21 protein-coding genes and 1 pseudogene are annotated in these 23,699 nt (G+C 63.6%); 12 read left to right on the forward strand and 10 right to left on the reverse strand.

The genetic code is table 11. From position 1 onward, the window contains the following. Positions 1-194 precede the first annotated feature (194 nt). A complete protein-coding gene (locus tag ASG63_RS25375) occupies positions 195-644 on the forward strand; it encodes a hypothetical protein (RefSeq protein ID WP_156394211.1) in 450 nt (149 codons plus the stop codon). 772 nt (positions 645-1,416) lie between these two features. On the opposite strand, the gene ASG63_RS15240 is transcribed toward ASG63_RS25375, so the two are convergent. Continuing rightward, positions 1,417-3,531 (reverse strand): hypothetical protein, encoded by a 2,115-nt coding sequence (locus ASG63_RS15240; protein WP_056218008.1) that lies wholly within the window; start codon positions 3,529-3,531, stop codon positions 1,417-1,419. Between the two features lie 670 nt (positions 3,532-4,201). On the opposite strand from ASG63_RS15240, the gene ASG63_RS25825 reads away from it, so the two are divergent. Further along, positions 4,202-4,864: a Rha family transcriptional regulator gene (locus tag ASG63_RS25825; protein ID WP_056218011.1), complete on the forward strand. Its 663-nt coding sequence runs from the start codon at positions 4,202-4,204 to the stop codon at positions 4,862-4,864. Positions 4,865-4,925: 61 nt separating this feature from the next. Here the strand turns inward: ASG63_RS25825 and ASG63_RS15250 are convergent, their stop codons facing one another. The 5 genes from ASG63_RS15250 to ASG63_RS15275 all read right to left on the reverse strand — a co-directional run bounded on the left by ASG63_RS15250 (position 4,926) and on the right by ASG63_RS15275 (position 9,297). Further along, positions 4,926-5,303 carry a hypothetical protein gene (locus ASG63_RS15250; RefSeq protein WP_056218015.1) on the reverse strand — a complete coding sequence of 126 codons (378 nt, stop codon included), beginning with the start codon at positions 5,301-5,303 and terminating at the stop codon, positions 4,926-4,928. After that, positions 5,276-5,653, reverse strand: a complete 378-nt coding sequence (locus ASG63_RS15255; protein ID WP_056218019.1) for a hypothetical protein — start codon at positions 5,651-5,653, stop codon at positions 5,276-5,278. The genes ASG63_RS15250 and ASG63_RS15255 overlap by 28 nt, the downstream gene beginning before the upstream one ends. Positions 5,654-6,029: 376 nt before the next feature. Beyond that, positions 6,030-7,637, reverse strand: a complete 1,608-nt coding sequence (locus ASG63_RS15265) for an AAA family ATPase (protein WP_056218022.1) — start codon at positions 7,635-7,637, stop codon at positions 6,030-6,032. A 104-nt stretch (positions 7,638-7,741) separates the two neighbouring features. Then, the gene (locus ASG63_RS15270) at positions 7,742-8,260 is read right to left on the reverse strand and encodes a hypothetical protein (protein WP_056218027.1); all 519 of its coding nucleotides are present in this window, start codon (positions 8,258-8,260) and stop codon (positions 7,742-7,744) included. A 545-nt stretch (positions 8,261-8,805) separates the two neighbouring features. Beyond that, positions 8,806-9,297: a hypothetical protein gene (locus ASG63_RS15275; RefSeq protein WP_056218030.1), complete on the reverse strand. Its 492-nt coding sequence runs from the start codon at positions 9,295-9,297 to the stop codon at positions 8,806-8,808. Positions 9,298-9,538: 241 nt separating this feature from the next. Between ASG63_RS15275 and ASG63_RS15280 the strand changes: the two genes are divergently transcribed. Further along, the gene (locus ASG63_RS15280; RefSeq protein ID WP_056218032.1) at positions 9,539-10,303 is read left to right on the forward strand and encodes an abortive infection family protein; all 765 of its coding nucleotides are present in this window, start codon (positions 9,539-9,541) and stop codon (positions 10,301-10,303) included. 611 nt (positions 10,304-10,914) lie between these two features. Here ASG63_RS15280 and ASG63_RS24395 read toward each other — a convergent pair. Next, complete coding sequence (locus ASG63_RS24395; protein ID WP_244479683.1) at positions 10,915-11,454, reverse strand: hypothetical protein; 540 nt, start codon at positions 11,452-11,454, stop codon at positions 10,915-10,917. A 405-nt stretch (positions 11,455-11,859) separates the two neighbouring features. Between ASG63_RS24395 and ASG63_RS24400 the strand changes: the two genes are divergently transcribed. The 6 genes from ASG63_RS24400 to ASG63_RS15310 all read left to right on the forward strand — a co-directional run bounded on the left by ASG63_RS24400 (position 11,860) and on the right by ASG63_RS15310 (position 16,669). Continuing rightward, the gene (locus tag ASG63_RS24400; protein ID WP_082504639.1) at positions 11,860-12,099 is read left to right on the forward strand and encodes a DUF2188 domain-containing protein; all 240 of its coding nucleotides are present in this window, start codon (positions 11,860-11,862) and stop codon (positions 12,097-12,099) included. Between the two features lie 400 nt (positions 12,100-12,499). Beyond that, positions 12,500-14,017, forward strand: coding sequence for a sensor histidine kinase (locus ASG63_RS15290; protein ID WP_056218038.1), 1,518 nt, complete (start codon positions 12,500-12,502; stop codon positions 14,015-14,017). Beyond that, positions 14,014-14,379, forward strand: a complete 366-nt coding sequence (locus ASG63_RS15295; RefSeq protein WP_056218039.1) for a response regulator — start codon at positions 14,014-14,016, stop codon at positions 14,377-14,379. The genes ASG63_RS15290 and ASG63_RS15295 overlap by 4 nt, the downstream gene beginning before the upstream one ends. A gap of 129 nt (positions 14,380-14,508) precedes the next feature. Beyond that, entirely contained in the window at positions 14,509-15,258 is a 750-nt protein-coding gene (locus ASG63_RS15300; RefSeq protein WP_056218041.1) for a Crp/Fnr family transcriptional regulator, read from the forward strand. Between the two features lie 34 nt (positions 15,259-15,292). Further along, entirely contained in the window at positions 15,293-15,949 is a 657-nt protein-coding gene (locus ASG63_RS24405) for a sensor histidine kinase (RefSeq protein ID WP_162242128.1), read from the forward strand. A gap of 552 nt (positions 15,950-16,501) precedes the next feature. Then, positions 16,502-16,669, forward strand: coding sequence for a hypothetical protein (locus tag ASG63_RS15310; protein WP_156394212.1), 168 nt, complete (start codon positions 16,502-16,504; stop codon positions 16,667-16,669). A 225-nt stretch (positions 16,670-16,894) separates the two neighbouring features. Here the strand turns inward: ASG63_RS15310 and ASG63_RS15315 are convergent, their stop codons facing one another. Next, positions 16,895-18,787 (reverse strand): chloride channel protein, encoded by a 1,893-nt coding sequence (locus tag ASG63_RS15315; RefSeq protein ID WP_082559336.1) that lies wholly within the window; start codon positions 18,785-18,787, stop codon positions 16,895-16,897. 78 nt (positions 18,788-18,865) lie between these two features. Here ASG63_RS15315 and ASG63_RS15320 point away from each other — a divergent pair, with 78 nt between their 5' ends. Next, the gene (locus ASG63_RS15320) at positions 18,866-19,303 is read left to right on the forward strand and encodes a MarR family winged helix-turn-helix transcriptional regulator (RefSeq protein WP_056218048.1); all 438 of its coding nucleotides are present in this window, start codon (positions 18,866-18,868) and stop codon (positions 19,301-19,303) included. 8 nt (positions 19,304-19,311) lie between these two features. On the opposite strand, the gene ASG63_RS15325 is transcribed toward ASG63_RS15320, so the two are convergent. Together ASG63_RS15325 and ASG63_RS24415 are read right to left on the reverse strand one after the other, a co-directional pair. After that, entirely contained in the window at positions 19,312-20,439 is a 1,128-nt protein-coding gene (locus tag ASG63_RS15325; RefSeq protein WP_056218050.1) for an HPP family protein, read from the reverse strand. A 786-nt stretch (positions 20,440-21,225) separates the two neighbouring features. Next, positions 21,226-21,693, reverse strand: coding sequence for an Rrf2 family transcriptional regulator (locus tag ASG63_RS24415; RefSeq protein WP_082504494.1), 468 nt, complete (start codon positions 21,691-21,693; stop codon positions 21,226-21,228). 97 nt (positions 21,694-21,790) lie between these two features. Here ASG63_RS24415 and hmpA point away from each other — a divergent pair, with 97 nt between their 5' ends. Continuing rightward, the gene (hmpA, locus tag ASG63_RS15330) at positions 21,791-23,032 is read left to right on the forward strand and encodes an NO-inducible flavohemoprotein (RefSeq protein WP_056218052.1); all 1,242 of its coding nucleotides are present in this window, start codon (positions 21,791-21,793) and stop codon (positions 23,030-23,032) included. Between the two features lie 49 nt (positions 23,033-23,081). Then, positions 23,082-23,536, forward strand: a pseudogene (locus ASG63_RS24420) (PAS domain-containing protein). Positions 23,537-23,699: the final 163 nt, after the last annotated feature.

A 23,699-nucleotide genomic window follows, 5' to 3' on the forward strand; every position in this document is an offset into this window, starting at 1 on the left:
TCCGGATGTCTGCTTCATCTTCGCTCCTCAGGGGCTACGATGAACCAGCCATCCTCCGTTCGTGAAGACCCTCAATCTGTCTCACAGGTGCTGACGTCGGACAGATGGCGAAGAAGCCTAGCAGGGCACGAGTGCAAACTGAATATCTCCCAGGCCAACTCAATATGGTTGACTGGATGGGAGGGTTACGATGGGTGAAGAAAGAATCGATCGTCGATGCCGACGAAGATGCAGACGACTTCAACCAGCAGGCGTATTTTGGGCCAATACGGGTAAGCCAATACTATTCTCCTTTGCTGCTACGGCCGTGCCTGCCAACCATCGTTCAGATGCGAATTTTGGCTACGGCCATTTGGGGAACAACTTGGCACGGGCGCGCGGCGATTGAGCTTGGGATTGATCAAAAACAATTGCGACGCTGGGAAGACACAGATCCGAATACTATGCGGTTTAGAGGCGCTCCCCCCATTAGGCATGTCGAACGTCTACGCAGGATAGCCGAGCGGCAAGCTGAAGGGCTTCAATATGCTTTAGCCGTGAGTAATCCACCTCTTTATGATTCTCCTAAAGCGGAGCCAGTGTTAACGCGCCTTTTTACACCTTCTTGCCATAGCGAAGTATCGGACGCTGACGGCGCTGTCTGAGTTCTCTGACAGCAAAGTCCACGAATTTTTCAGTCACGAGCTGGCAGTAGTCAGGATTTCCTGACAGCCACGAGAACTATCATCGGGCGGTCCCCCGTTCCAAGCAGAGTGGCGTGTCAGAGTTCGCTGACATGCAGCGCCTCGTCAAACTGGCAGATCCAACGGCCGATGTCAGGATGTCCTGACATTACTGCGACGTGTCTGACTACATACTGCGCATGAACGAACACGGCCTTGCGGAGGATGGCCTGAGCCTGACGACGGGCTCGACGGCTGCTCTGCTGTCCATGCCACGATGGCCCGAGCAAGGCTCCACCTAAGGCCGGCATGACAATGGATGAGTATGCGTGTGGCCCATGCCTGCCCCATGGCCCTGCCCATGCCTGCCCCATGGCTTTACCCATGCCTGCCCCATGAGCTTCCCCATGGGACCTGATGCCCTCCACCATGGAGACGACATGGGACGGCATGGGCAGGGTGATGGGACGGGCATGGCCCATGGCGGCGCGCGGCATGCCTACCCGTGTCACCATGGCGCCCATGCCCGTGCCCATGGCGCCATGGCCTCGCGGTCCTGGAAGGCCATGGGCAGCCATGGGTCACCCCATGGGCGCGTCATGGGCCGGGATGGGGAATGGAGGGAGACGACGAGTGTCGGACGCCATGACGCGATGCCGGCAGAGCGTCGATGTAGGCGATGGCGAGGGCGGGCTGCATGGACCGTCTAGCGGGCCGCCGTCCCCTGCAACGGAAAACCCCCGAGGGGTGTGGCTCAGGCGGCGGTGGCGGCCTTAGCGTCGAGCTGGGCCAGAGCCCACGCCCACTGATCGGCCAAGTTGGCGAGGTCGGCCCTGAGGGAGGCGCAGCGCTCCACGGTGCCGAGGCCCTGCTCGATGCGGCTCACCACGACATTGGCGTAGACGAGGGCCTCGTCGCCGCGGTCCCGCAGGGCGACGTCGACGGCGATGACGGCCTGGTGGAGCGCGTGTTCCAGGACGGCATCCGCCTCGGAGACGACTCCGCCCCAGGTCTTCAGTATTGTGCGCAGGCCTGCCCGGGCCGCCGCGGCGCTGTCCTGGAACGGCAGGGCCGTATCGAGGGCGGCCGCCTCCTCCAGCGTGATGCCGGCGTAGGCGCAGCGCAGGGCGTGCAGCTCGGGCCTCAGGCTGCTGATGTGCCAGTGGCATACGAGCTCGTCGGCGAGCCAGCCGGGGATCTCGGTGCGCCCGTAGTGACGCGGATGAAACTCGGCCTTCTGCGGGGATGCAGTCACGGCCTTCGTCTCGGTCTTGGGAGCGGCTGCCCGACCGGGACGACGACGCTCGGTCGGGAGGGAGAGGGAGCGGGCGCGGCGCCCGGGACGACCTGAGGCGACGGAGAGGAGCATGACCGCCTCCCAGGCCTCCGGCGTCGGAGCCTGCGCCAAGGCGACGCCGATGCGCCGAATGCGCTCGCGGGCCGGTGCCGCCTCGGCCCGGCTCAGCCGGCAGGCGTAGGTCGTCGCCTCGGAGATGTACTCGCCCCAGGCTGCTCCCAGGCCGTCCTGGCGGGCCCGCTGGACAAGGGCGCGGATGCGCTCGACGCCGGCACCGGCCTGGTCCGATGGCGAGGAGATGATGCCGGCGAAGGCCCCCTCGGACCGCTCCTCGACCTCCGAGCACCAGCCCAGCGTGTCCCGGTGGCAGAGGTCACCGTAGTGTTGGCTCACCCGTAGGAAGTCCTCGGCAGCCTCCGGCAGGCCCGACTGCGACAACACCCGGAAGATGTCCTCGTCGCTGGCGTGGGAGGCGACGACGCGGCACAGGGACTGCGCCTGCTGCCCCTCAGGGGTGCCCCAGTCCCCCTGACGGCGGGCGAGGATTCCTGCCGGAATCTGACGTGTCTTGCCCTGACGGACGAGCTCGGCGGCGAACTCCTCGGGGCCTTCCGGCAGACGGCGCCCGCGGCCCACCAGCGTCACCTCGCCGAGGACTACGACGTGCAGGTCGATGGGGGCCGCGGTGATCTCCGCCACGGCTGCTCGGAGCCGCTGCCGCTGCTTGCGCCGGGTGGCGGCCACCGTCGTCGACGGCCACAGCTTCTCCGCCAAGGCATCAGTGCGCAAGACGCTAAGGCGGTTCTTCGGAAGGCCGGACGTCTCCAGGACTTCGACGAGGTCGCGGGCGGTGCCGGTCAAGGCGTCGATGTGGGCCTGCCGCTCCGGCCGTCCGCGCAGGCGTTCCAGGGCGCCGCGGACCTGGCTCCGCTTCATCCCGCTCCACTTCAGGGCGTCGGTGATGTCGTCGATGGACAGTGACCGGGGCGCCCGTCCTTCGCGCTCGGCGACCTCCCGCTCCCACGCCAGGACCATGTAAACCTCAAAATCGGCCTCCTGCCGGGCCCGATGCGTCGCGCCTGGCTTCCGCGTCCCCTCGACCCGGACAGCCGTCATCTTGGAGTACCACCCGACCCACCGCTCGACGAGTTCAGCGTGGCCGTCGTCATCGTGCGCCTGCCCTGGGACGGCGCGATAGGCATCGACGAGGGCCCGTACGGCAGCCCTCAGCGCCACCGCATCCACCGCGGCATGCGTGGCCCGACGGTGCGCCACGGTCCAAGCTTTCACCTGCGGCTCGACCGTGCAGAAAAGCCGCTCGTTCGAAGCGGTCCGCGTCCCGGCATGCACCTGCATCGCGAGGCAGAACCTCTGCACGCGAGGCAGGACGTCGGCCAGCATAGCCTCGTCGACGCCCGTGTGCCCCTCGGCGACGTAGGCCTCGGCGGTCGCGACTAGGAAAGCGCGGATCTCGGCGGGGTCGAGCGGGGCGCCGGTCTCGCGCACGCGCCGGACCGTGAAGCGCCTTGCGGCGTCGCCGACGTGATCGAACAGGCCTGGGTTAGCGGACACGGGGCACCTGAGCCGAAACGATAATCTCCCGAACAAGGTTACGTATCTGTCGGCATAAAACCAGCCCTTGCAGAGGCAAAACCGCCCTCAGGTTGAACTTTCTTTGTCACGCTAGAATGGGATGGCCGATCCTCCGCCGGGACTAGGGATAGCTCTCATAGTCTCCGTCCCGGCATTCGAAGACTACCGACCACGGGAAGGCCTTAGGACCGTCCATTCCAACCTCGACCTCAGTTATGGTCCGGTTAGCATCAGAGCCGCCCTGGGCCATCCGATGTACTCTGCAACGCCCCATCCAAAGATTGTCACGCCGGAGTGGGGATCCGAGCCGCGTTGGAGGCGTTCCGCGCCATGACGGAATCGGAGCAGTGCGCCTACCTGCCAAAGAGGTTCTGGCTGCGGTGGCCCATCGTCCGTCATCGCCGCGCGGCAGCCGTCGCCGCGATAGGCCGCCGGGGCATGCACTGATGAGCGCCGCCCTGGTCCCCTCAGCCGGCGCCGCAGTGCGCTCCATCATCTCCGAGGTCGACGGGCGCTCGCTCGCCGACAGCCGCGACGTCGTCGCCCGGTTCGGGAAGCGTCACAGAAACGTGCTCCGGTCCATCGATCTGCTCATCTCGACCGCCCAGGATGTGAACGCAATTTTGCGTTTTCATCGGCGCCCCGCGCTATGCCCAACGGCGGCGCCAAGGACGAGCGGTGCAGCCTCATGGACCGCGACGGGTTCACGATCCTGGCGATGGGCTTCACCGGCGCAAAGGCCATGGCCTGGAAGTTGGACTACATCGCCGCCTTTAACGCGATGGAGGACGAGATCCGTCGCCGGGCAGCCGTGCCGGCCTTCAACCCCACGGACCCCGCGGCCATGAGGGCCTACCTCATCCACTTCACGGGCCAACTCCTCGAAGCGCGTGCCGAAGCTGCCGAGGTTCGACAGGAACTCGTCGTCGTGAAGGAGCGAGTCGAGGACGCCGAAGCCAAGGTCGCCGCGGTGCGCCCCAAGGCCGAGTTCTATGACGAGTTCGCCGATGCGGACGGGCTCTACGACCTGCACAACGCGGCCCGGGCCATCGGGGCCCCGCCGCAGGGGTTCGTCGATTGGCTCAAGCGCGGTCTCCTCTTCTATCAGGACCGCGAACTCATGCCGAAGGCGGCCTTCGTCACGCTGGGGATCTTCCAGGAGAATTCCGCATCGTCGACGAGAAGGCCCGGTCGCGGACCTACGTCACTCCGTGGGGCCTGCAGCAGCTTGCTATGGCTTGGCAGCGGCACCTGCTCAAGACCGGCGAGGCGCCGAATCCGACCCTGTTCGACATCGCATCCTAATCCGTAGCCAAGCGCGCATCGCTACGTTTCGGGCCGGCTCCCTCCTCGGGGCCGGCCTTCTTCGTTGGTCAGTCACCGGTGCCGAACTGCGCCGGCCCCGAGGCGCACGGCGTCGGCCCGTACCACGTCAGGCGCGCGCCCTCGCGCAGGTCGACGCACCACCGGCCGAGGGCCTGCCCGTCCCCGCACCACAGCCCCTGCGCCATCTGCGCGGCGGCCCGGCCTCGGCGCCGGGCGACCGCCTTCGTGCGGAGGTCCTGCCGGGTGCAGTGGAGATCCACGACGTCGTGGCCTGGCCCGCGCGAGACGTACATTGCAGTCGTCAGCACGGTGTCACCGTGGCGCTCGGTCGTGCCGAGGTACCAGGAAGAGGCCGACCACGGGCCATCATCGGCGACGGCGGGGGCGGCCGCGCTGATCAGCGCGAGGACGACGAGGCTACGCATGGGGACACTCCGAGGCATGGGGGGGCGGCCCAGCACGAGCCGTCGGCGAGGAACACAACGAGGGCGGCCGCAGCGATGGGAGAGCCGTCCGGAAGGGTGAAGGCGGAGGCGAGGTAGGGGTCGAAGCGGACCCGCTGCGCGCCGGCCGGGACCGCCGCGGATTCGACGAGAACGCCCCGCGCGCAGGCGACTACCTCGCGCTGGCGGCGGGCCCGGATGCGGGCGCACCCGGCGGCCGAGACGACGAACCGGACGTCCCGGAGCGTGAGCGCGACCGCGTGCCCGACGACGCGGCCGCGCTCGCGGATGCTCCAGCAGGCCGTGTTCAGGTTCCGGTACACGTCGGGCATCGCGGCCTCGCCACCGGCTCGCGGGGGCGGCGCCACGAACCGCCGCCGCCATCGACGTCGCGGACCAGCGTGTCTGCCCGTGAGGGGAAGGCCTGCGCCGGGACGGGCGGAGCCGGCGCCGAATCGGCCCGGGGCTCCATGCGCGCCTCTGGCAAGGGGACGCAGCGCGTCGCCAGTTTCACAGCGGCGTTGGCCAGTACGAGGCCCTCCGAGAGCGTCACCTCCCTGTCGGCCACGCACCGGGCAATGTGCCCGAGGTAGGCGTCCACCGCGGGACCGATGCGGTAGTCAACCGTGCCGGCGACGCGATGGCCTCGCAGAGAATGCCTGGAGGCCTCGAAGATGGGGGCATGCGTGGTCGTCATGTTCGCCTCCATCACATCCGGGTCGCCAGGGCCTCGCGGCCCGCCAGAACGGTTTCGACGAGGCGCCGCACGACACGGACGCTGCCTCCCTCGGTGAAGTGGGCCTCGACGAGCTCGGCCTCCTCGCCGTCGAGGTCGGCCAGCCAATTCTCGTCTTGGCCGCGCTCCTGCCGGATCTCCCGCATGACGCCGCGCAGCAGCACGGGAAGGTCCTCTCGCCGGGGCGACGGCATCTCGTAGACGCGGAACCTGTCGACGAGGGCGGGATGGGACCGGCGAAGGCCGGTGACGTCATTCGCCGTCGCGATGTAGGAGACGCCGCTGAGATCGACCTCGGCCTCGACGTAGGTGTCGAAGAACCGCCGCGCATCGTCCGTCAACAGCGGCAGGAGCCCATCCAGGAGCGAGCCGTTGGTCGTGCCCGTTCCCACCTTGTCGATCTCGTCGATGACGATGAGACCAGCCGCCGAGCCAAGCCGCTTCAGCATCTGCATGGGTACCGAGGCGCGCCCTGTAGACCACTGCCTGCTCGTCGAGAGGAAGCTGGCGTCCGCTGCCCCTGACGCGTTGTAGACCTGGTAACCAAGCCCCAAGACCTCGGCGATCCGCCGCGCCAACCGGGTCTTGCCGGAGCCCGGGGGGCCGACGAGCAGGACCGGACGCACATGGACGTGTGGCCGCCCCGCGAGGTCGCGAAGGACGGCATCGACGATTCCCTCGGCATACGGGAACTCGGAAACGAGCTCGGCCCGCGCCGCTGTGAGGTCCCCAACGCGGACGAGCGGCCAGCGCCGGCCGGCGAAGGGAGACCACTCAGCCTTGGGCGTGGAGGCCGAGCTCGGTCGGTCGGAGCTGGCCTTTGTCCCCGGCAGGTGGTCGGTCGACGCCAGCACCATCAGGCTCGGTCCGTCGTCGACCGGGCCCTGCCGGGCATCCAGGATGGCCTGGACGTGCGAGGGGACCGAACGCGGGGGCTGCGTAGCCGCGACCGCCGCCTGGACCGGCAGGCCCCGGAGCGCCTGCGCGCCGGCCTTCGCCCAATCGGCGACGATATCGAGGTAGGGCCCGTTGGCTTCCCACGTGCCGTGGCGCCAGACCTCACCCTCGGTGACTTGCGACCCGATGGCGGCGTAGAGCAGGCGCTCCTCGCCGGGCCCGTAAGACCGGGCGTGCCGCCACACGATGGGGCGCAGCGCCGCGATGGCGTCGGGCTGCCCGAAGCGCGTGAGGTGACAGATGAGGCGGTCGCGGAGCTCGTCCTCCTCGGTGTCACCGGCGGAGTAGGACAAGTCGATCTCGGTGGCAGGGCGCAGGTCGAGCATCCGCGCGACCTCGCGCCATGCGGTAGTCAGCCTGATCACCAGCCACTTGTCGGCGTACTTCCCCTGGCGGCCCAGCCGGTCGGAGACCGTGTGCCAGATAGAGAGGATGACCGCCGCCCATTCGCGGTTGCCGCCGCAATCGAGCAGAAGATCGGCGCGGTCGCCGGTTAGAAGCGGTCGGTATTGCGCTGCGAGGAGAGCGTAGATGTCTCGCTGGGGAGAGCCGCCGTAGGGCTCCTCACCGAGCAGGAGCGCGCGCAGGTCCGTGGCGCGCCCGAGGCGGGCGTTGCTAGTCATCGGGGTGTCCTTCCACCGGCCACAGGCGAAAGCCTTGGGCACGTATGCGGACCCTATCGGGGGTTCCTTAAGAACTCGTCAACGAATTCCTAACGCGAGGCGATTCAGGTCCCCTCATTTTTATCGACTGGCCGCTCGCGTGCGTCTCGGGCGCCGAGGATCAGCGCCAGGGCTTCGTCCACGTCGCGGCGGGCTACAACGCCGAGGTCGTCGCGGTCCGCCGGCGACGTGCGCATGACGACGCTGCCCTTGGAGTACGGCCCCCGGTCGACGAGCTCGCATGCGGCGAGGAGCATGTGGCCCGTCGCCCGCGGGGTCGTCGTCGCCGCGGCGCGTCCGAGCAGGCGGAGCAACCACGTTGGCAAGCCATTCCGCTCATACCGGTCGCGGGTCACGGTCCTCCTGTTGAGATCGGACACCCGGGCAAGGCTGTTCGTGTGGTCGCCGCCCCAGAGCACGGTCGCGGCGGCTTCGACCGCGGCGGCGAGATCCTCGGCGATGTCGGCGTGCTCGACGGGGCGGCCGCCGACATGCGGTACGCGCCCCTCATAGGTCAGGGGCAGGCCGTCGACGAGGCCGACGGCATCGGGATGATTGGGAACGGGGCAGAGGACGACGCGCATACCCCGGCATAGCGCGCACTCTCGAAACGAAGAAGGCCCCGGCACGATGCCGGGGCCTTGTTTGCCCTCCCGCAGGCGGGAGGAGAACCTTCTGCGTACAAAATAGTCAGACCGCCGGGGTTGCCCTCCATCGCTGGAGGAGACTTTCCGAAGCCCAAGCAGGCATTCGTGCGAAGCTGGCAGGTCTGCCCTCCATTGCTGGAGGCGCCGCGACTTAGCGTTATGCAAAACATTATCGACGGCGCCCTTTCCGTCAAGTGGGTTCCCGTAGATGAATCGAGCAATCCACATAGAACCGGGTGACGTGCCCTTGGAGGGGCCGTACCTCGTCGGCGGGGTGGACGTTGGCGCCGACGGCGTGCGGGTCAACCTGTTCCGCCCGCGGGTGATGTTCTCCACGCCGCCCCGGGAGGAACCCCCGTGCGAAGGGTGACCCCGAAGCCGCCCCGGACGGTCCGCATCGCCGCGCCGAGGTTACCGGCCGCGATGCGGGAGCCCCTCGTCTGGGGCCGGGGCGTCCGGTCCTACGAGGACCTGATGCGGGCCTACGCGAACCGGGGCTGCTCGTCGTCCTCGGGATACCCCTCGGGGAGCGTCCCCGGCGGCGGGTCCATCCCGACGGGGGGCCACTCGACACCGAGGTGCGCGTAGAGTTTTTCGGCGGCGTAGGCGGCTGCTGTGTGAGCTGCACGGTATGTTCCCGTGTTCCACCATGTGCCTTCCTTCGACCGCGTGAACTCACGGCCGACGTAGTCCTCACACTCGCGAATGAGGGGGTCCCAAGACCGAAGCCCGAGTGGCTCGACGATACGATGCAGCTCGTTCCAGGCCTCGTCGTCGTAGGCGACAGCATCCGGATGCTGCAACGGCCATGGCTTCTCACCTCCACTTAGGAGATGCTCGCGGGCAGCCGGTAGCAACGGCAGGAGCTCACGCGCCTCTGGTGTGTGGAATCGCGACATCTCCTGGTAGATGCCCGTCAGCAGATCCCATGCTTGTCGCCGGGCCTGGTACCTCTCCATGATGTGCTCCTCCATGTTGAGGCCCGGGGATCACCCGAGCCAATGGAGGGCACCGTGCCCGTGCCGAATTCGAGATTGGCAAAATGGATCTCAGAATGTCGGGGGGTGTGGATTAACCCCCTGGTAAGGGGACGACAGGGTCGTTGAGTGCCCGGCAACCTCCGTCACGGTATCCATCGGCGGTGGAGAGATGGTGAGTGCGCACGTGCACCCCTCGCGGCACGACGATAGCCCGGGCCCAAGACTGGGGGACCCAATGGACGACATACCCGAGACCCGCATCGAGCAGGTCGCGATGATGGAGGGGATCCTCATCTCGCGGGCGACCGGGGGCTCGCCCGACGGACACGCCTACGAGTACCTGCGCCGGGAGGTCCTCGCCGACGGCGAGCTCAAGCCGATGCTTCCTGAGTTCGTCCGGACCTGCCGGGATCTCGGGGCGTTCTGGTCCCACATCAAGCCTCGGCTTGACCGGTACGAGGAGCGGCGGACCTACATCCGAGATGCCTTCGCACCGGTCATGGACCACCTCGAAGGGCGCAACCGGGCTCCTGGGGACGCCGTCGTAGGGGACGCGCTCGCCTCGTTCGACGCCGACGGCGTACATGCAGTCTGGACCAAGGCCCTGGCGCGCCGGACCGCCGATCCCGAGGGCGCCATCACGGTCGCGCGCACGCTGCTGGAGGCGGTATGCAAGCACATCCTCGACGGGCTCGGGATCGCCTATGCCCCGAAGGACGACCTGCCGAAGCTGTACGGCGCCGTCGCCCGCGGGCTGAAGCTCGCCCCGGACCAGCACCGGGAGGAGCCGATCAGGGCCATCCTCGGCGGCGCCATGAACCTGGTGAACGGCCTCGGCACCTTGCGAAACCGGTTCTCGGACGCGCATGCCGACGACCCGCCGACGGAGGAGCGTCCCCGGGTCCGGCCGTCGCCCCGGCACGCGAGCCTCGCGGTCAACGCGGCTGGCGCCATCGCGACGTTCCTCGTCGAGACCTACCAGGAGCGGGGCAAGGACTGATCCGCGGCGTGGCCTGGAACGGGACACGTGACCAGTAGCAGTCTGGCCTGTGGACAAACCGGGGAGCGGCCGCGAGCCGCACCGGGGCGGCTGCCTGGACCGGGACACGGTGGTCGGACCCCCAGGGTGCCCCCCCAGTTCCGCCCCGGCAACGAAAAAGCCCCGGCGTCCTGGCCAGGGCTTTCAAGCTAAGTGCTTGGAATTGTTGGTAGCGAGGGACGGATTTGAACCGCCGACACAAGGATTATGATCTGCGCGCGAGCGTGGCTAAGTCATTGATCGCGCAAGCGTCTCTGATGCGCTGCGCTAGCTCTGTGCTACCTGCTGCTCAGGTGCCCCTGCCCTACCCGCTCATCGAGCTAGATCAAGCGCTCACCGGATGCTGGAGCTCTGATCCGAGATCCAGCTCCAGTATTGCCGACTGGTGGTCAAGTTCAGCCAGAACAGCCTGGAGGTGCAGGTCCGGAAGCAACGTGGCCATCTGATCGAAGTGCTTATGGTGTACGCGCAACTTTCGCGCTGGGCAGATCCCACTGCGCTGCGCACGTTGTGTCAGAATCTCTACAAACTCCTGCGCCACAGCTGAGTGGCTCCTATCCATCCGCTGCACCTCAGACCGTGTCTCGTACAGCGTGGTTTCGCGCCTGATCGCTGCCATGCGTGGAGGCCCTCGTCAGCTTAAAAGTCTCTGGTAGCTCTCTGTTATGCGGAGGAGCTCCTGCAAGGCGTCGGTGTGACAGGTGCGTGATCCTTACAAGGACGTTTGAGCCCGCCACCACCTTCCCGAAACGGTCACGCAACGGCGTCGGATGCGGCATGACCGGTACGCGCGTGCCACCGGGTTGTTCGAGCAGCACTTGCAGACCTCGCACTGCACGACCCTGCCGGAAAGCGACCGCTAGCGGCCAGTTCTCACGACGCAGTGCTGTGCCGTCAGTGTCATAGATGCGCCAGGCGCCGCACCAGCGCTCTTCACCAAGGACCGGACGGCGACCCCACAGCTCGGCGGCTGCATCGTTGTAGTAAGTTAGCCAACCATCGGCATCGGTGGTGTAGACAGGAGCTGCAATCTTCTGCAGCAGGTCGGCACGCGTAGGCTCATAGTTCCAGCCGGGATCAGGCGGCGAGAACTCGTACTCGTCGAAGAACATTGGGTGCCTCCATCCGCGACTTCGCTGTCGCATCCGGCTAAGGCTTTCCTTTCACATCAAAGACTGATTGACAAGCGGAACTATGCAGAACCTGTGTGGTGATGCTGTTATTATCAGATGTTATTCATACGCTCGTGCTAGATTGTAGTATGCGATTGCTGATTGCGCGCAACCGTGTTTTGGCGCCTGGATTTTGTATTCTGCCTCGCTTTTTTTGATCTGTAGCGGGTGACGAACATGGGCGTGGATGCATGGGGGCGTGAGGACCACTTGGCAGTGCTGATCAGTGCCACTTTGCGCAGATGGTTCGGACCATGCTGTGATCACTCCGGGGCACGGGATTGCGTCTCTCGGGACTGGAAGAGCAAAGTGCTGCTCAACCTCATACTGAAGCGAGGGTCTGCTATGACACGTGTCACGTACCAGGTCGTCGAGCACGATGGAGGCTGGGCTTATAAGGTTGCGGATGTGTTCTCCGAGACGTTCCCAACCCGTAGTGATGCTCATGTTGCCGCTGAACGTGCAGCTGCTGAGCAGCGCGCGCCCGACAAAGACACGGTGATCAGCTACGAAGATGAGAAGTATCGGTGGCACGATGAGACTGCTCGCGGCAGCGATAGGCCTGAAACAGCTGTAGAGGACTGATCTTGCTGCCTATGATTAGCCGCGGCGGTAATGCTTTTTGTCCGTTCGAGGCGGTGCGACGGTTATTCGAGCTAATCGAGACGAGCGTGCCAGGCGGGGAGGCTCTAGAAAAGCTTAAATACGTCATATAACGCTTGTCCAGCAGGTGTCATTTCGGTAACTTGTTTCGCTTTGTAATTCACAATGTCTTTTTTCGGTAAGTGCTGTCGTTTTTGATGTGACGTGCTTGAGCAAGCGCCATTGGGACTCCGGGCTTGCGAAGCTGGCGGTCCCGTTCGGAATCGGGTGTCGGTCGGTACCCAGCGGGGACATGGAGCCGCGTCGTAGCTTTGTCTCAAGGCCTATATGAAGGCCGTGCAGGTTGGCGTATGATCTAAGCAGCTGCTCTGGAAGAACGCCCATGTTAAGGCAGAGTGTACCAGACCAAGGTGAAGTCGGGCGCCTGATCGCACTTGATCGTTATGCCATCCTCGACACTGACCCTGAGCCAGCCTTCGACGACCTTGCGCACCTCGCCTCACAGATCTGCGAGACGCCTGTTGCGTTGATCAGCCTCGTTGCGGCTGACCGACAGTGGTTCAAGGCAAGCCACGGTTTCGGCTGTCCGCAGACGCCTCTGGAGCAGTCTGTCTGCCGCCATGCTCTCATGCAGACTGGACTCCTCATCATCCCAGATCTGGCTCTCGATCCGAGAACCCGCGACAATCCCCTTGTAGCGGGCGAGCCCCACATACGCTTCTACGCTGGAGCGCCACTTGAGACGCCAGAAGGCGTGGCACTTGGCACACTCTGTGTGATCGACACCCATCCCCGGCCCGACGGCCTCACCGATGCGCAGGCTAACAGCCTCGGGGTGCTTGCGCGCCAAGCCATGGCTCAGATGGAGCTCCGGCGTGTGAGGGCTGAGCGAACAGGAACGGCGCTGCAGCTTAATGAGGAGCGATTTCGGGCTGTGGCTAACCTCGTGCCCGGCTTCCTCTGGAGCGGTGACGCCTCAGGGCGTGCTAGTTGGTTTAGCGAGCGCTGGTATGCCTACACCGGTCAAGCTGAAGCCGATGCCCTTGGCTATGGTTGGCAGGAAGTGATTCACCCTGACGAACGCGAGCGGCCGCTCACGGCCTTCCGATCAGCGATGAAACAGGGGCAGCCGTATAGTTGTGAGTACCGCATCCGCGGCAACGATGGCGCATACCGCTGGTTCCTGGACCGCGCTGAGCCCATTCGTAATGCGGCAGGGCAGATCACGCAGTGTTATGGAGCTGTCACCGACATTCAGGAGCTGCATGAGTCGCAGCAACGGCAAGCCGTAATGGTCGACGAGCTGCAGCACCGCACCCGCAACCTCATCACGGTCGTGCGTGCAATTGCGCAGCAAACGATGGCCCAGACAGGCCCAACCGAGCAGTTTCGTGAGCCGTTCTACGATCGGCTCGCCGCGCTCTCCCGTGTTCAGGGTCTCCTCTCCCGTTCGGATCAAGAGCCAATCACCCTGCAGGTGCTGATCCAGACAGAACTCGACGCCCTCGGAGCCGGCATGCACGGACGTGTAACGCTTGAAGGTCCGTCCGTGAAACTTCGCAAGGCTAGTGTGCAGACGCTTGCATTGGCTCTGCACGAGTTGGCCACCAATGCCCGCAAATACGGGGCTTTGGCCAGCGCACAGGGGGAGCTCTGGGTAGGCTGGGACACTTATAGGGGAGATTGCGGAGAGCCTTGGCTGTCCTTGCTGTGGTTGGAGGAGGGCATAAGCGGGCTCCAGGAGGGCAGCGCGATCCGGAATGGTTATGGGCGTGAGCTGATCGAGAAAGCGCTACCCTATGCTCTCAAAGCTCGAACCAGCTACGTGCTGGGAGAGACGGAGCTGCGTTGCTCCATCGACCTCCCACTCACCGAGGGTGCAAAGGCGCGGCGCCGATGACCTCTGCAGCAAATCCATTGGCTGGTCGTCGTGTGCTGATCGTCGAGGACGACTACTTCATCGCGCAGGACATGCAGCGCTCGTTCGAGGAAGTCGGAGCTGAGGTGCTGGGGCCTGTGCCGAGCATTGAAGAGGCCCTGGAGTTGATTGCGGCCACAACCGATCTCGAGGCAGTGGTGCTCGACATTAACCTACACGATGGGCTGAGCTATCCCGTGGCTGACGCTCTGCAGATCCGTGGTATGCCATTCGTGTTCACCACCGGATACGAGAAGTCCGCGCTTCCGGCCTGCTATGCAGGTGTGCGTCATTTCGAAAAACCAGTCGACGCCGCGCAGATCATCGGCGCGCTCTTTGGCTGACAGGGAGAACAGGTCTGGACCGCGCTAGAGTCTTCTGGCCTAACGAGAGCAGCTTCAGGATGTCTCACCGGTAGAAACCCTAAAGTTTTTGGTCGATATCCTCCCTGTCCGCGCTTCGCAAAGGGTCACATGCCTCATCATCTGATCCGCAAGCTTGAGCAGTTCACCAAGCTCTCCGCTAGCGACAAGCAGGCACTGAAGAACGCGGCCAGCGCGCAACGCAGGTTCGGAGCACGAACCGACATCATCAGCGAGGGCGACGCGCCTTTACATATCAACCTTATTTTGGAAGGTTGGGCCTGCCGCTATAAGCAGCTCGATGACGGCCGACGCCAGGTTATTTCGCTCTTTGTGCCGGGCGACTTGTGCGATGAGCACGTTTATTCCTTGCGTGAGATGGACCACTCCGTCGCAGCGCTTTCGCCCGTGAACGTAGCCGAAATTACACGTCCTATGCTCGGTCAAATCATGGAGGAACATCCGCGCATTAGGAAGGCTTTGTGCTGGAACGCGTTGGTTACCGCAGCGATCCAGCGTGAATTGACGGTAAGCTTGGGCCAACGTACCGCAACCGAGCGACTTGGCCATCTGCTGTGCGAGCTGTTTGTGCGCCTGCGCGGTATCGGCTTAACGCAAGGGAACTCCTATGCTTTGCCTCTGACACAAGGGGAGCTCGGCGAGGTTCTCGGGCTCTCAAACGTACATACCAATCGTACGGTGCAGGAACTGCGCAGGACTGGGCTGATCATGCTGAAAGGTAGATATTTGCAGATCCCGGACTTCGCCGCACTGCAGGCCGCCTCGCTGTTCAGCCCGAACTACCTGCACCTTAACTATGAAGGCCGTGACTTCGACGCCGGCGAACCTGAGCTCTCCTAAAATGGGTTTGGCCCAAGAGTACCCTGGAGCTTCGATGACGATGGGATCTGACTTGAGCGTTCAGGCGCAAGCGGCTTTGCTGGCTGAATTGCAGCACCGGGTGCGTGGCACCCTGGCAACAACACGGCTCATTGCCCGGCGATCGGCCGAACTCAGCGAGAACTTGGAGGACTATGCCGCGCATCTTGACGGGCGCTTAGCTGCCCTAGCGCGGGTGCAGAACGTCATCATTCAGAACGCCACGGCCGGGGTTGATTTCGGCCACCTCGTAACCGACGAACTCACAAGTGTTCACGCCTATCAGGACGGGCGCGCGCGCGTTGAAGGTCCAGAAGTACGGCTGCATCTGCGAGCGGCTGAACCACTGGCGTTGGCGCTGCATGAGTTGGCAACGAACGCACTCAAGTTTGGAGCTTTGGCAAGTCCGTCAGGCCGCTTAGCGGTGACATGGCAGATTGAGGAGCAGTTCGGAGGCCTCCAACTTGTGTTCGATTGGGTTGAGAGTGGCGTTGTCCTGCACGATCAAGCCCCATCTCGTCGTGGCTTTGGCACAGTGGTCCTACAGGAGATGTTGTCCCACAATCTGAAGGCACAGGTGAGCTTCACTTTCGCATCGAGCGGTATGAGCTTTCGTATGGTGCTACCGCTGAACGAGCGCGTTCTCCACGACACGGACCCATCCGCAGTCTAGGTGGCTATGAAGAAATGTTGGTGTTGCGGTCATTGTGCTCGCAGCGCGTGATATAGATAGAAGCCGTTCAGTCGCACCGCGTCGCTTGCAGCCTCTGGCCGGAAGCCGGCAGGTGTTGGCTCATGACCCTTGATCGTGCCTCCGAATTCCCAATCCCCGCCATGAAGGAAGGTCGGCACAGGCTGATCCTGAGGCACAGCGCATCGCAGCGCTGATTGCTGCTTACGCCGGAAAACGTTGTAGGCGTGAGGAGCCTGCATAGCGGATGCACTCCAAGTTTTATCTCGCTAAATTTAGAACACAGTAAACGTGTCTCACCTATGCGTCCGCAAGCATGGCTGATTAGGTCTCAACGCTGGATTAAATGTCAGCGCGTTCGCTAAATGGGGCGTGTAGGTACGACTGCGCCGACGGCGGAAAAATTTTTAGGCGATCGTTTTCGCCAGTCAGTCCCATGTGCCGATGTGGTGATCCGCCGATAGAGCAGCGCGTTGGTGGGCTGTCCAGCTTGTATTCGTACGAAGTCCTTTACTGTGCACGATGCGCGCGATCATGTCAGCCACCACATTGGAACATGGCTTGAAAGACTTCCTGGTGCCCAACCAGAAAGGTTGGTGCTGGCGGCAGGCGGGCGCGAAGTACCGGGTCAAAGCCATAGTAGGTAGCCAAGAGCTCGGGTTCTGGTACGCCAATGCAGAGGCGGTGCCTTCCATCGCCTAAGCAGGCAGCCACGAGCATCATGTCCCGTGGACGGCCAAACGCCTCGAACTGGTCCTCGAATGTTGCGCGGATGTCGGTCCAATCAGCATCATCGAAAAGGCGTGTGACCCATAACATCGGGATCTCCAAACAAAGCTAGACTAACTTCTATCTCACCGCATGCCTGCAGACTGGACCAGGTATCGAGCCCGTAACGAGAACTGCAAATAAAGTGGTGGCGAGCACTTAGTTATCAGGCCGCGCTGCGGCTTGCGCACGCTTTCGCGCGTATCGGGTCTTCGCGTGCCGAAGAGTGCGATGGCCGAGGAAGGCCCGGCGCTCCCGCTCGGACTGAACGACCGTGGCACGGACCTGCAGAAGATCCTTGCGGGTGAGCAGGCCCACCAGGGCGCCGCTCGCCGCATCCGTTACCGGAACCCGGCCCTGCGCGGCAGCCATCATGATGTCGAGGGCGCGGGCGACGACATCCTCCGGATGAACGACGGCCAGGGCGGCATCGGAGACCCGCTCCCCGAGGCGCTGCCCGGCATGCCCGCCCTCCGCCGTCCAGCGCAGGGCATCGCCGCGGGTGACCAGGCCCACCGGGCGTCCCTGCCCGTCGACGACCGGGTAGGCGTGATGCGGCCCGGTCTCGATCGCCCGCATGGTGTCGGCGATCGACCGCTCCGCATCGAACACATCGACCGTGCGGGTCATGACCGCGCCCACGCGCGTCAGCTCGTAGGGATCGAGCCCGTACTCGCGCGTCACGTGCTGCCCGCGCCGGGCGATCTTCTCCGTCAGGATCGAGCGCTTCAGCAGCAGCACGGTCACCGCGTAGGCCGCGACGGTGGCGGCCAGCAACGGGGCCAGGATGTGAACGTCGCCGGTGAGTTCCACCGCGAAGAGCGCCCCGGTCAGGGGCGCGCGCATGGTGCCGCCCAGCATGGCGGCCATGCCCAGCAATGCCCAAAAGCCGGGTGTACCGGGCAGGGCGAGACCGACGACCCAGCCGAGGGCACCGCCGAGGATGAGCAGGGGTGCCAGCACGCCTCCGGACGTGCCGGACGAGAGGGCCACCAGCCAGATCGCGGCCTTGACGGCCAGGATCGTTAGGACGGCCCGGGCGGCGAGATCGCCGGTCAGGAGATCGCCGATCACGTCGTAGCCGACGCCGAGCGCACGGGGTTCGATCAAGCCGCCCAGCCCGACGAAGAGCCCGCCGATCGCCGGCCACCACATCCAATGGATGGGCAGGCGCTCGAAGGCGTCCTCCAGGACGTAGAGGAGTTTCGTCAGGAGGCCCGACTGCAGTCCGGCGAGAATGCCCAGTCCCGCGCAGGCGATCAGGCCCCACCAGGGCAGGGCCGGATCGGCCGAGAACGGGAACAGCGGCCCGGCTCCGAAGAGCAGCGGGCGCCAGCAGGTGGCCGTGATGGCGGCGGCGGCCACCGGGATGAAGCTGCGCGGGCGCCACTCGAACAGCAGCAGCTCGACGGCCAGGAGCACGGCCGCGATCGGTGTCCCGAAGATCGCGGTCATCCCGGCCGCGGCGCCGGCCACGAGGAGCGTCTTGCGCTCCGCCGCGCTCAGGTGGAAGAACTGTGCGAACAGGGAGCCGATGGCACCGCCCGTCATGATGATCGGCCCTTCCGCACCGAACGGCCCGCCGCTGCCGATCGAGATCGCGGAGGAGATCGGCTTGAGCACGGCGACCTTCGCCGACATGCGGCTCCCGCCGATGAGGATCGCCTCGATGGCTTCCGGGATGCCGTGCCCGCGGATCTTCTCCGAGCCGAAGCGCGCCATCGCCCCGATCACGAGCCCGCCCAGGACGGGCACGAGCACCATCCAGGGGGTCCGCGCCGCGGCGGCCATGGAGACCGGCATCGTGTCGAGGCGGCCGAACCAGGCCAGGTTCGTCACGAGCGTGATCAGCTGGACGAGCAGCCAGGCCGCCAGCGCTCCGCCGGTGCCGACGACGAGCGACATCGCCACCAGGATCAGGACGCGCCGGTCGGTGGTGAAATCGCCGAGGGGCCGCTTCGCGCGAAGCGCAAGTCCTCCGAGCCGTCGCTCCGCACCCCGTCTCTCTTCGAGGCGTATCTCGTCGATTGCGCTCGGCGTGTCCTGCTGCATGTCTATCCTATCCGACGTAGGCGTAGATATATATCGTATGACGATATAGTCCAGACGCCTTCGGCAGAGGGGACCAACATGGAGCAGAAGGCGTCGTTCTCGAAGGGATTGTCGAGCGAGCAGTACGCGGCTATCGCCGCCTTTCGGTATCAGCTGCGGCGCTTCCTCGCGTTCAGCGAGGCGGCCGCGCAGCAGGCAGGGCTTCCGCATCAGCAGCACCAAGCCATGCTCGCCATCGCGGGGCACGTGGGTTCAGAAGCGCCGAGTGTCGGCGTCCTTGCGGATCGATTACTGATCGCGCCCCACACCGCGGCCGAGCTGGTATCTCGGATGGTCGAGGCGTCCTTGCTGACCAAGACACGAAGTGCTCACGACGCGCGTCGCATGGAACTCGCCCTCACTCCACGCGCGGAGTCGATTCTGGCCGAGCTGACGGCGGCGCATCTCGAGGAACTTCGTACGATGGAGCCTGCTTTGGTTCGAGCGCTTGGAAAGCTCGATACCGGGTCCGTTTGAACGACCCGTCAGGATAAAGGTACGAGTGACTTCGTGGACGCAGAACGAGCGAGTGTCGCGAGAAGATCTGTCTGCGTGATGATGCCGAGAACTTTACGATCCGCCGAGGTCAAGACGATCGCGTGGGTGCGTCCATCGCTGAGGGTCGGAACGAGGCTTACAGCGGGAGCGGCAGGATCCGCCGTTCTTGCTGCTGACATGGCTTCCACAATGCTGCCCGTATCCTGGCGAGCCAGTTCACGCAGTCCCAGCGTTCCTTTCAGCTGTCCCCCGGCGTCGACAACCGGGATCGTTCTGATGTTGTGCGTGAGCAGAAGCTCGCGCGCGTGATCGATGGTTTCATCTAGGCTGATCGTGATTACATCACGTGACATTACATCGCGGCAGGTCAGATCACCTTGCGTTCGAACGAGGGCGTGATGTTCGACTTGGCGCAAGAGCCTGTCGAGATCAGAGCGGTCAATATCCAATGCTTCGTTGAGCTCGGCCAAAGCGGCATCCACGTCGTCCGGCGTAAACCCGACGCGGATCGATGCAGGCAGATCGGCCGTCCCGTGCGTGTTTACTGGAATCGGGACGGCAACGTGCGGATAATTGCGGCGAGAAATCTTGTGAAACAGTACGCCGAGGGCGACCAGGATCAACGAGTTGATGCAGACAGGGAACAAGGGAAACGTGAAGCCGGCCGAAGTGACCGCCGGACCGCCGATGAGAGCCGTTAAGGCAGCGGCGCCGCCGGGCGGGTGAAGTGACCGCGTCACCGACATCGCCGCGATAGCTAGCGAGACCCCCACGCCGATCGCGATGACCGGATCTGCGATGAGGTGGGCGGCGAGCACACCCATGAGCGCTGAGATGGTATTGCCACCGATGACCGGCCAGGGTTGGGCGAGCGGACTGGCGGGCACGGCAAAAACCAGAACCGCTGAGGCACCCATCGGTGCCACGATCAGCGGGATGTGCGGTCCCTCCCCGAAGAACAGGCCGCAGATCAAGCCGGTGAGCGCGATGCCTATCAAAGCTCCTACGCAAGCGACGAGACGCTCGCGAAGCGTGGCGCCCGCAAGGATCGGCCGAAAAATGCGAAGACCGAAGATACGGCCTACCTGTGGAGGAGAGGTGGCGGGATCAGGCATGCGAGAGCTCACTCGGTCTCGAGAAGGATTGAGATCCACCGAACGGAAAGGATACGTCAGCCGCACGTGCCCAAAGTCCGTTGGAGCGAGCGGAGGATTGGTGCTCAAGCGGCGGAGTGCCAGAGGCAGAGGCGGGTCGAACCGAGGATCTTGGCACCCAGAGACCTCTAAGGTAGACGTGGTGTGAACCTTCTAGCGACGAAGCGCTCGGAATGCAACATTGGTATGCAGTATGCCTAATACCAAGGCAGGCCGCGTCAGCCCTAGCGGTGGCAGAAAGCGCGGCTGCTTCTCTCAGTCAGGTTTGCCCTAGCCTTTTCAACATATCAGCGTTGGTGAGAGGTCTTCCTCATCAGGAATGGTCCCTCCGTTATCCATCGACTTCCGAGCCGCTATGATGCTCGTGCTGTTGACGGCGTGTGCGATTTTAGGATTTTTTAGCTTCTTAGATTTGTTTAGGGGCGAGTGGGGAAGTGTTGTCACTAAGGATGCTCGAATCACACTCGGCGTCAGCTCTTATCTGTTCGCAAATACCATAATCTACGAGGAAGGCGGACTTACCGCGGCAACACTCGTCACACTCCTGGGATGGCTTATCAACGATGCTGTGAGACGCGCTCCAAAACTGGCGAAATGGAAGGGGGCAACGTCCATGATAAGCGCGACCCTATTACTAATTTATGCGGGAATTTACATCACCTAGCTGCGGTAACTTTTGCCTTGACGATGCTTTAATCGATTTGAAATTTTAATTACTACAATAGTGCAATAAGCCTCTCTCGTTATTCACTGTGAACTAATCTGGGGTTCGGGCTGGTGAGGTGACAGCCCAAGAAGCGCTGCAATCTCCGCACCTGAATTGTCACCGATCAGGTCGGCAAGCGTGTAGTGATCCAGCACGGCAAGGAAGGCCGCAAGTGCCTCACCTAATACGCGCCTAAGGCGACAGGGAGCGGTGATCGCGCAAGCTCCACCTGCAAAGCACTCGACCAGTGCAAGATCCTCTTCGGTCTGACGAACCACAGAGCCAACCGTGATTTCCGCGGCCGATTTGCCGAGGCGCAGACCGCCCCCACGACCACGACTCGTTCGCACAAGCCCTGCACGGCCGAGCTGGTGAACAACCTTGGTCAAGTGGCTCTCGGATATGCCGTAGGCGCGTGCAATCTCGGCGATCGAACTTAGCTGCGGTTCGTGCAGCCCGAGATAGATCAACGTACGCAGAGAGTAGTCCGTGTAGCGGGTGAGGCGCATGGGGGCTCCAGTGAGAGATCAAAGATATAAACCGCTTGCACCTTTCAGGCCAGGCAGGGTATAAGGTCTATGTCGGATGAACCTTTGAGAGCTTCGCATGCCAACTCCGCTCACGCCTGCCACCATCACCCTCGTCAAAGCGACCGTTCCGGCACTTGAGGTGCATGGATTGGAGATCACACGGCGCATGTACGAGCGCCTGTTCAAGAATGTGGAGATGCGCGACCTCTTCAACCAGTCGCATCACGGCGAGACCGGATCGCAGCCAAAGGCATTGGCACAGAGTGTCCTGGCGTACGCGCGAAATATCGACAATCTCGGTGCGCTGTCGGGTGCCGTGGAGCGCATTGCTCAAAAGCATGTCGCTCTCACGATCTTACCAGAGCACTATCCCTACGTGGCGGATGCGCTGCTTGCGGCCATCGCCGATATCCTCGGAGATGCAGCAACACCAGAGATCTGTGCAGCTTGGGGCGAGGCTTACTGGTTCCTGGCTGAGATCCTGATCGGTCGTGAGGCTACGATCTACCGTGACCTCGCCACCAAGCCTGGAGGCTGGAACGGCTGGCGCCCCTTCGTGGTGGAGAGCGTTTCGTCTGAAAGCGAGACCATTCGATCGTTCGTGCTCGTGCCAGCCGATGGCGCTCCCATCCTGCGTCATCAGCCCGGACAATACTTGGGCTTCAAGCTCAATCTGTCCGATCACGGAGTGCTCAAGCGCAACTACTCCATTTCCTGCGCGCCGAACGATCGCGCCTACCGCATCACGGTGAAGCGCGAGACTCGGCCGAACGAGCCGGCCGGCGTCGTGTCGAACTGGCTGCATGACAACGCCGTCGTCGGCACGGTTCTACACGCTGCACCACCAGCAGGCGATTTCTTCCTCGACCAACAGACCGCGGATCCGGTCGTTCTCGTCAGTGGCGGGGTCGGCCTAACGCCGATGATGAGCATGCTGGAGACGATTGTTGCAACGGCGCCAGAGCGTAGCACTTGGTACGTGCACGGCGCGATGAATGGGCGTGTCCATGCGATGCGAGACCATGCTCGTGGTTTGGCCGGTGAAAACGAGAAGATCCAACTAAGCACCTTCTACATGCAGCCGGACAGCAACGATCGTTTGGGAGAGCACTACGACGAGGCGGGGGTCATCACCCCCGAATGGCTGGTCAGCAAGACCCCTCACCAGACGGCGACTTACTATCTCTGCGGCCCCAAGCCGTTCCTCAGCGCCTTGGTGAACGGGCTTCAAAGAAAAGGTGTGCCGGCCGAGCGTATCCGATTCGAGTTCTTCGGGCCTGCGGATGAGCTAGCTGAGGAGCCGCGTCAGGCGGCCTGAATGGGCGAGCGCGAATGTTGAGTTTGTCCACGCCCAAGGAGAAAGCCGTATGGGTTTCACCCAAACCGTTGCCAACGCTATCATTGCTGCCGCCGCTGATGCTGTGATCGCGTCCGATAGTGAGGGTATCATCAGGGTCTGGAACCCGGGTGCTGAACGGATCTTTGGTTACACGGAGGTCGAAGCTATTGGCCAATCGCTCGACATCATCACGCCCGAGCGGCTCCGCAAGCGTCATTGGGATGGCTACGGGATGGCTACCGAAAAACCATGGCAACGGGCGAGAGCCGCTACGGAGAGGGCGCGCTCCTGTCCGTTCCTGGTATCTGCAAGGATGGCCGGCAAATCTCCCTAGAGTTCACCATTGTTCCACTCAAGGATGGACATGGATCCATGACTGGCATGGTCTCCGTCCTCCGCGACGTTTCGGTGCGCTTTGCTGAGATGAAGGCGCTGCGAGAGCAGCTTGCTAAGGCCTCTGCTGCGGAACCGTTAACCCGATAGCAAAAAGGGGAGTTGCATGGGCGGACATTCCAGTAAGCCGGCAGAACTGCCGTTATACCAATCCTCACTGATCAGAACGCATGGGCCCATCGGCGCAGTCCGATGGACATGAGGCGCCAGGGTTGGGCGATGATTTTGTTCCAGGCATCGCAGCAGTGATCGA

The sequence above is a fragment of the Methylobacterium sp. Leaf94 genome, assembly GCF_001426045.1.
Taxonomy (GTDB): domain Bacteria; phylum Pseudomonadota; class Alphaproteobacteria; order Rhizobiales; family Beijerinckiaceae; genus Methylobacterium.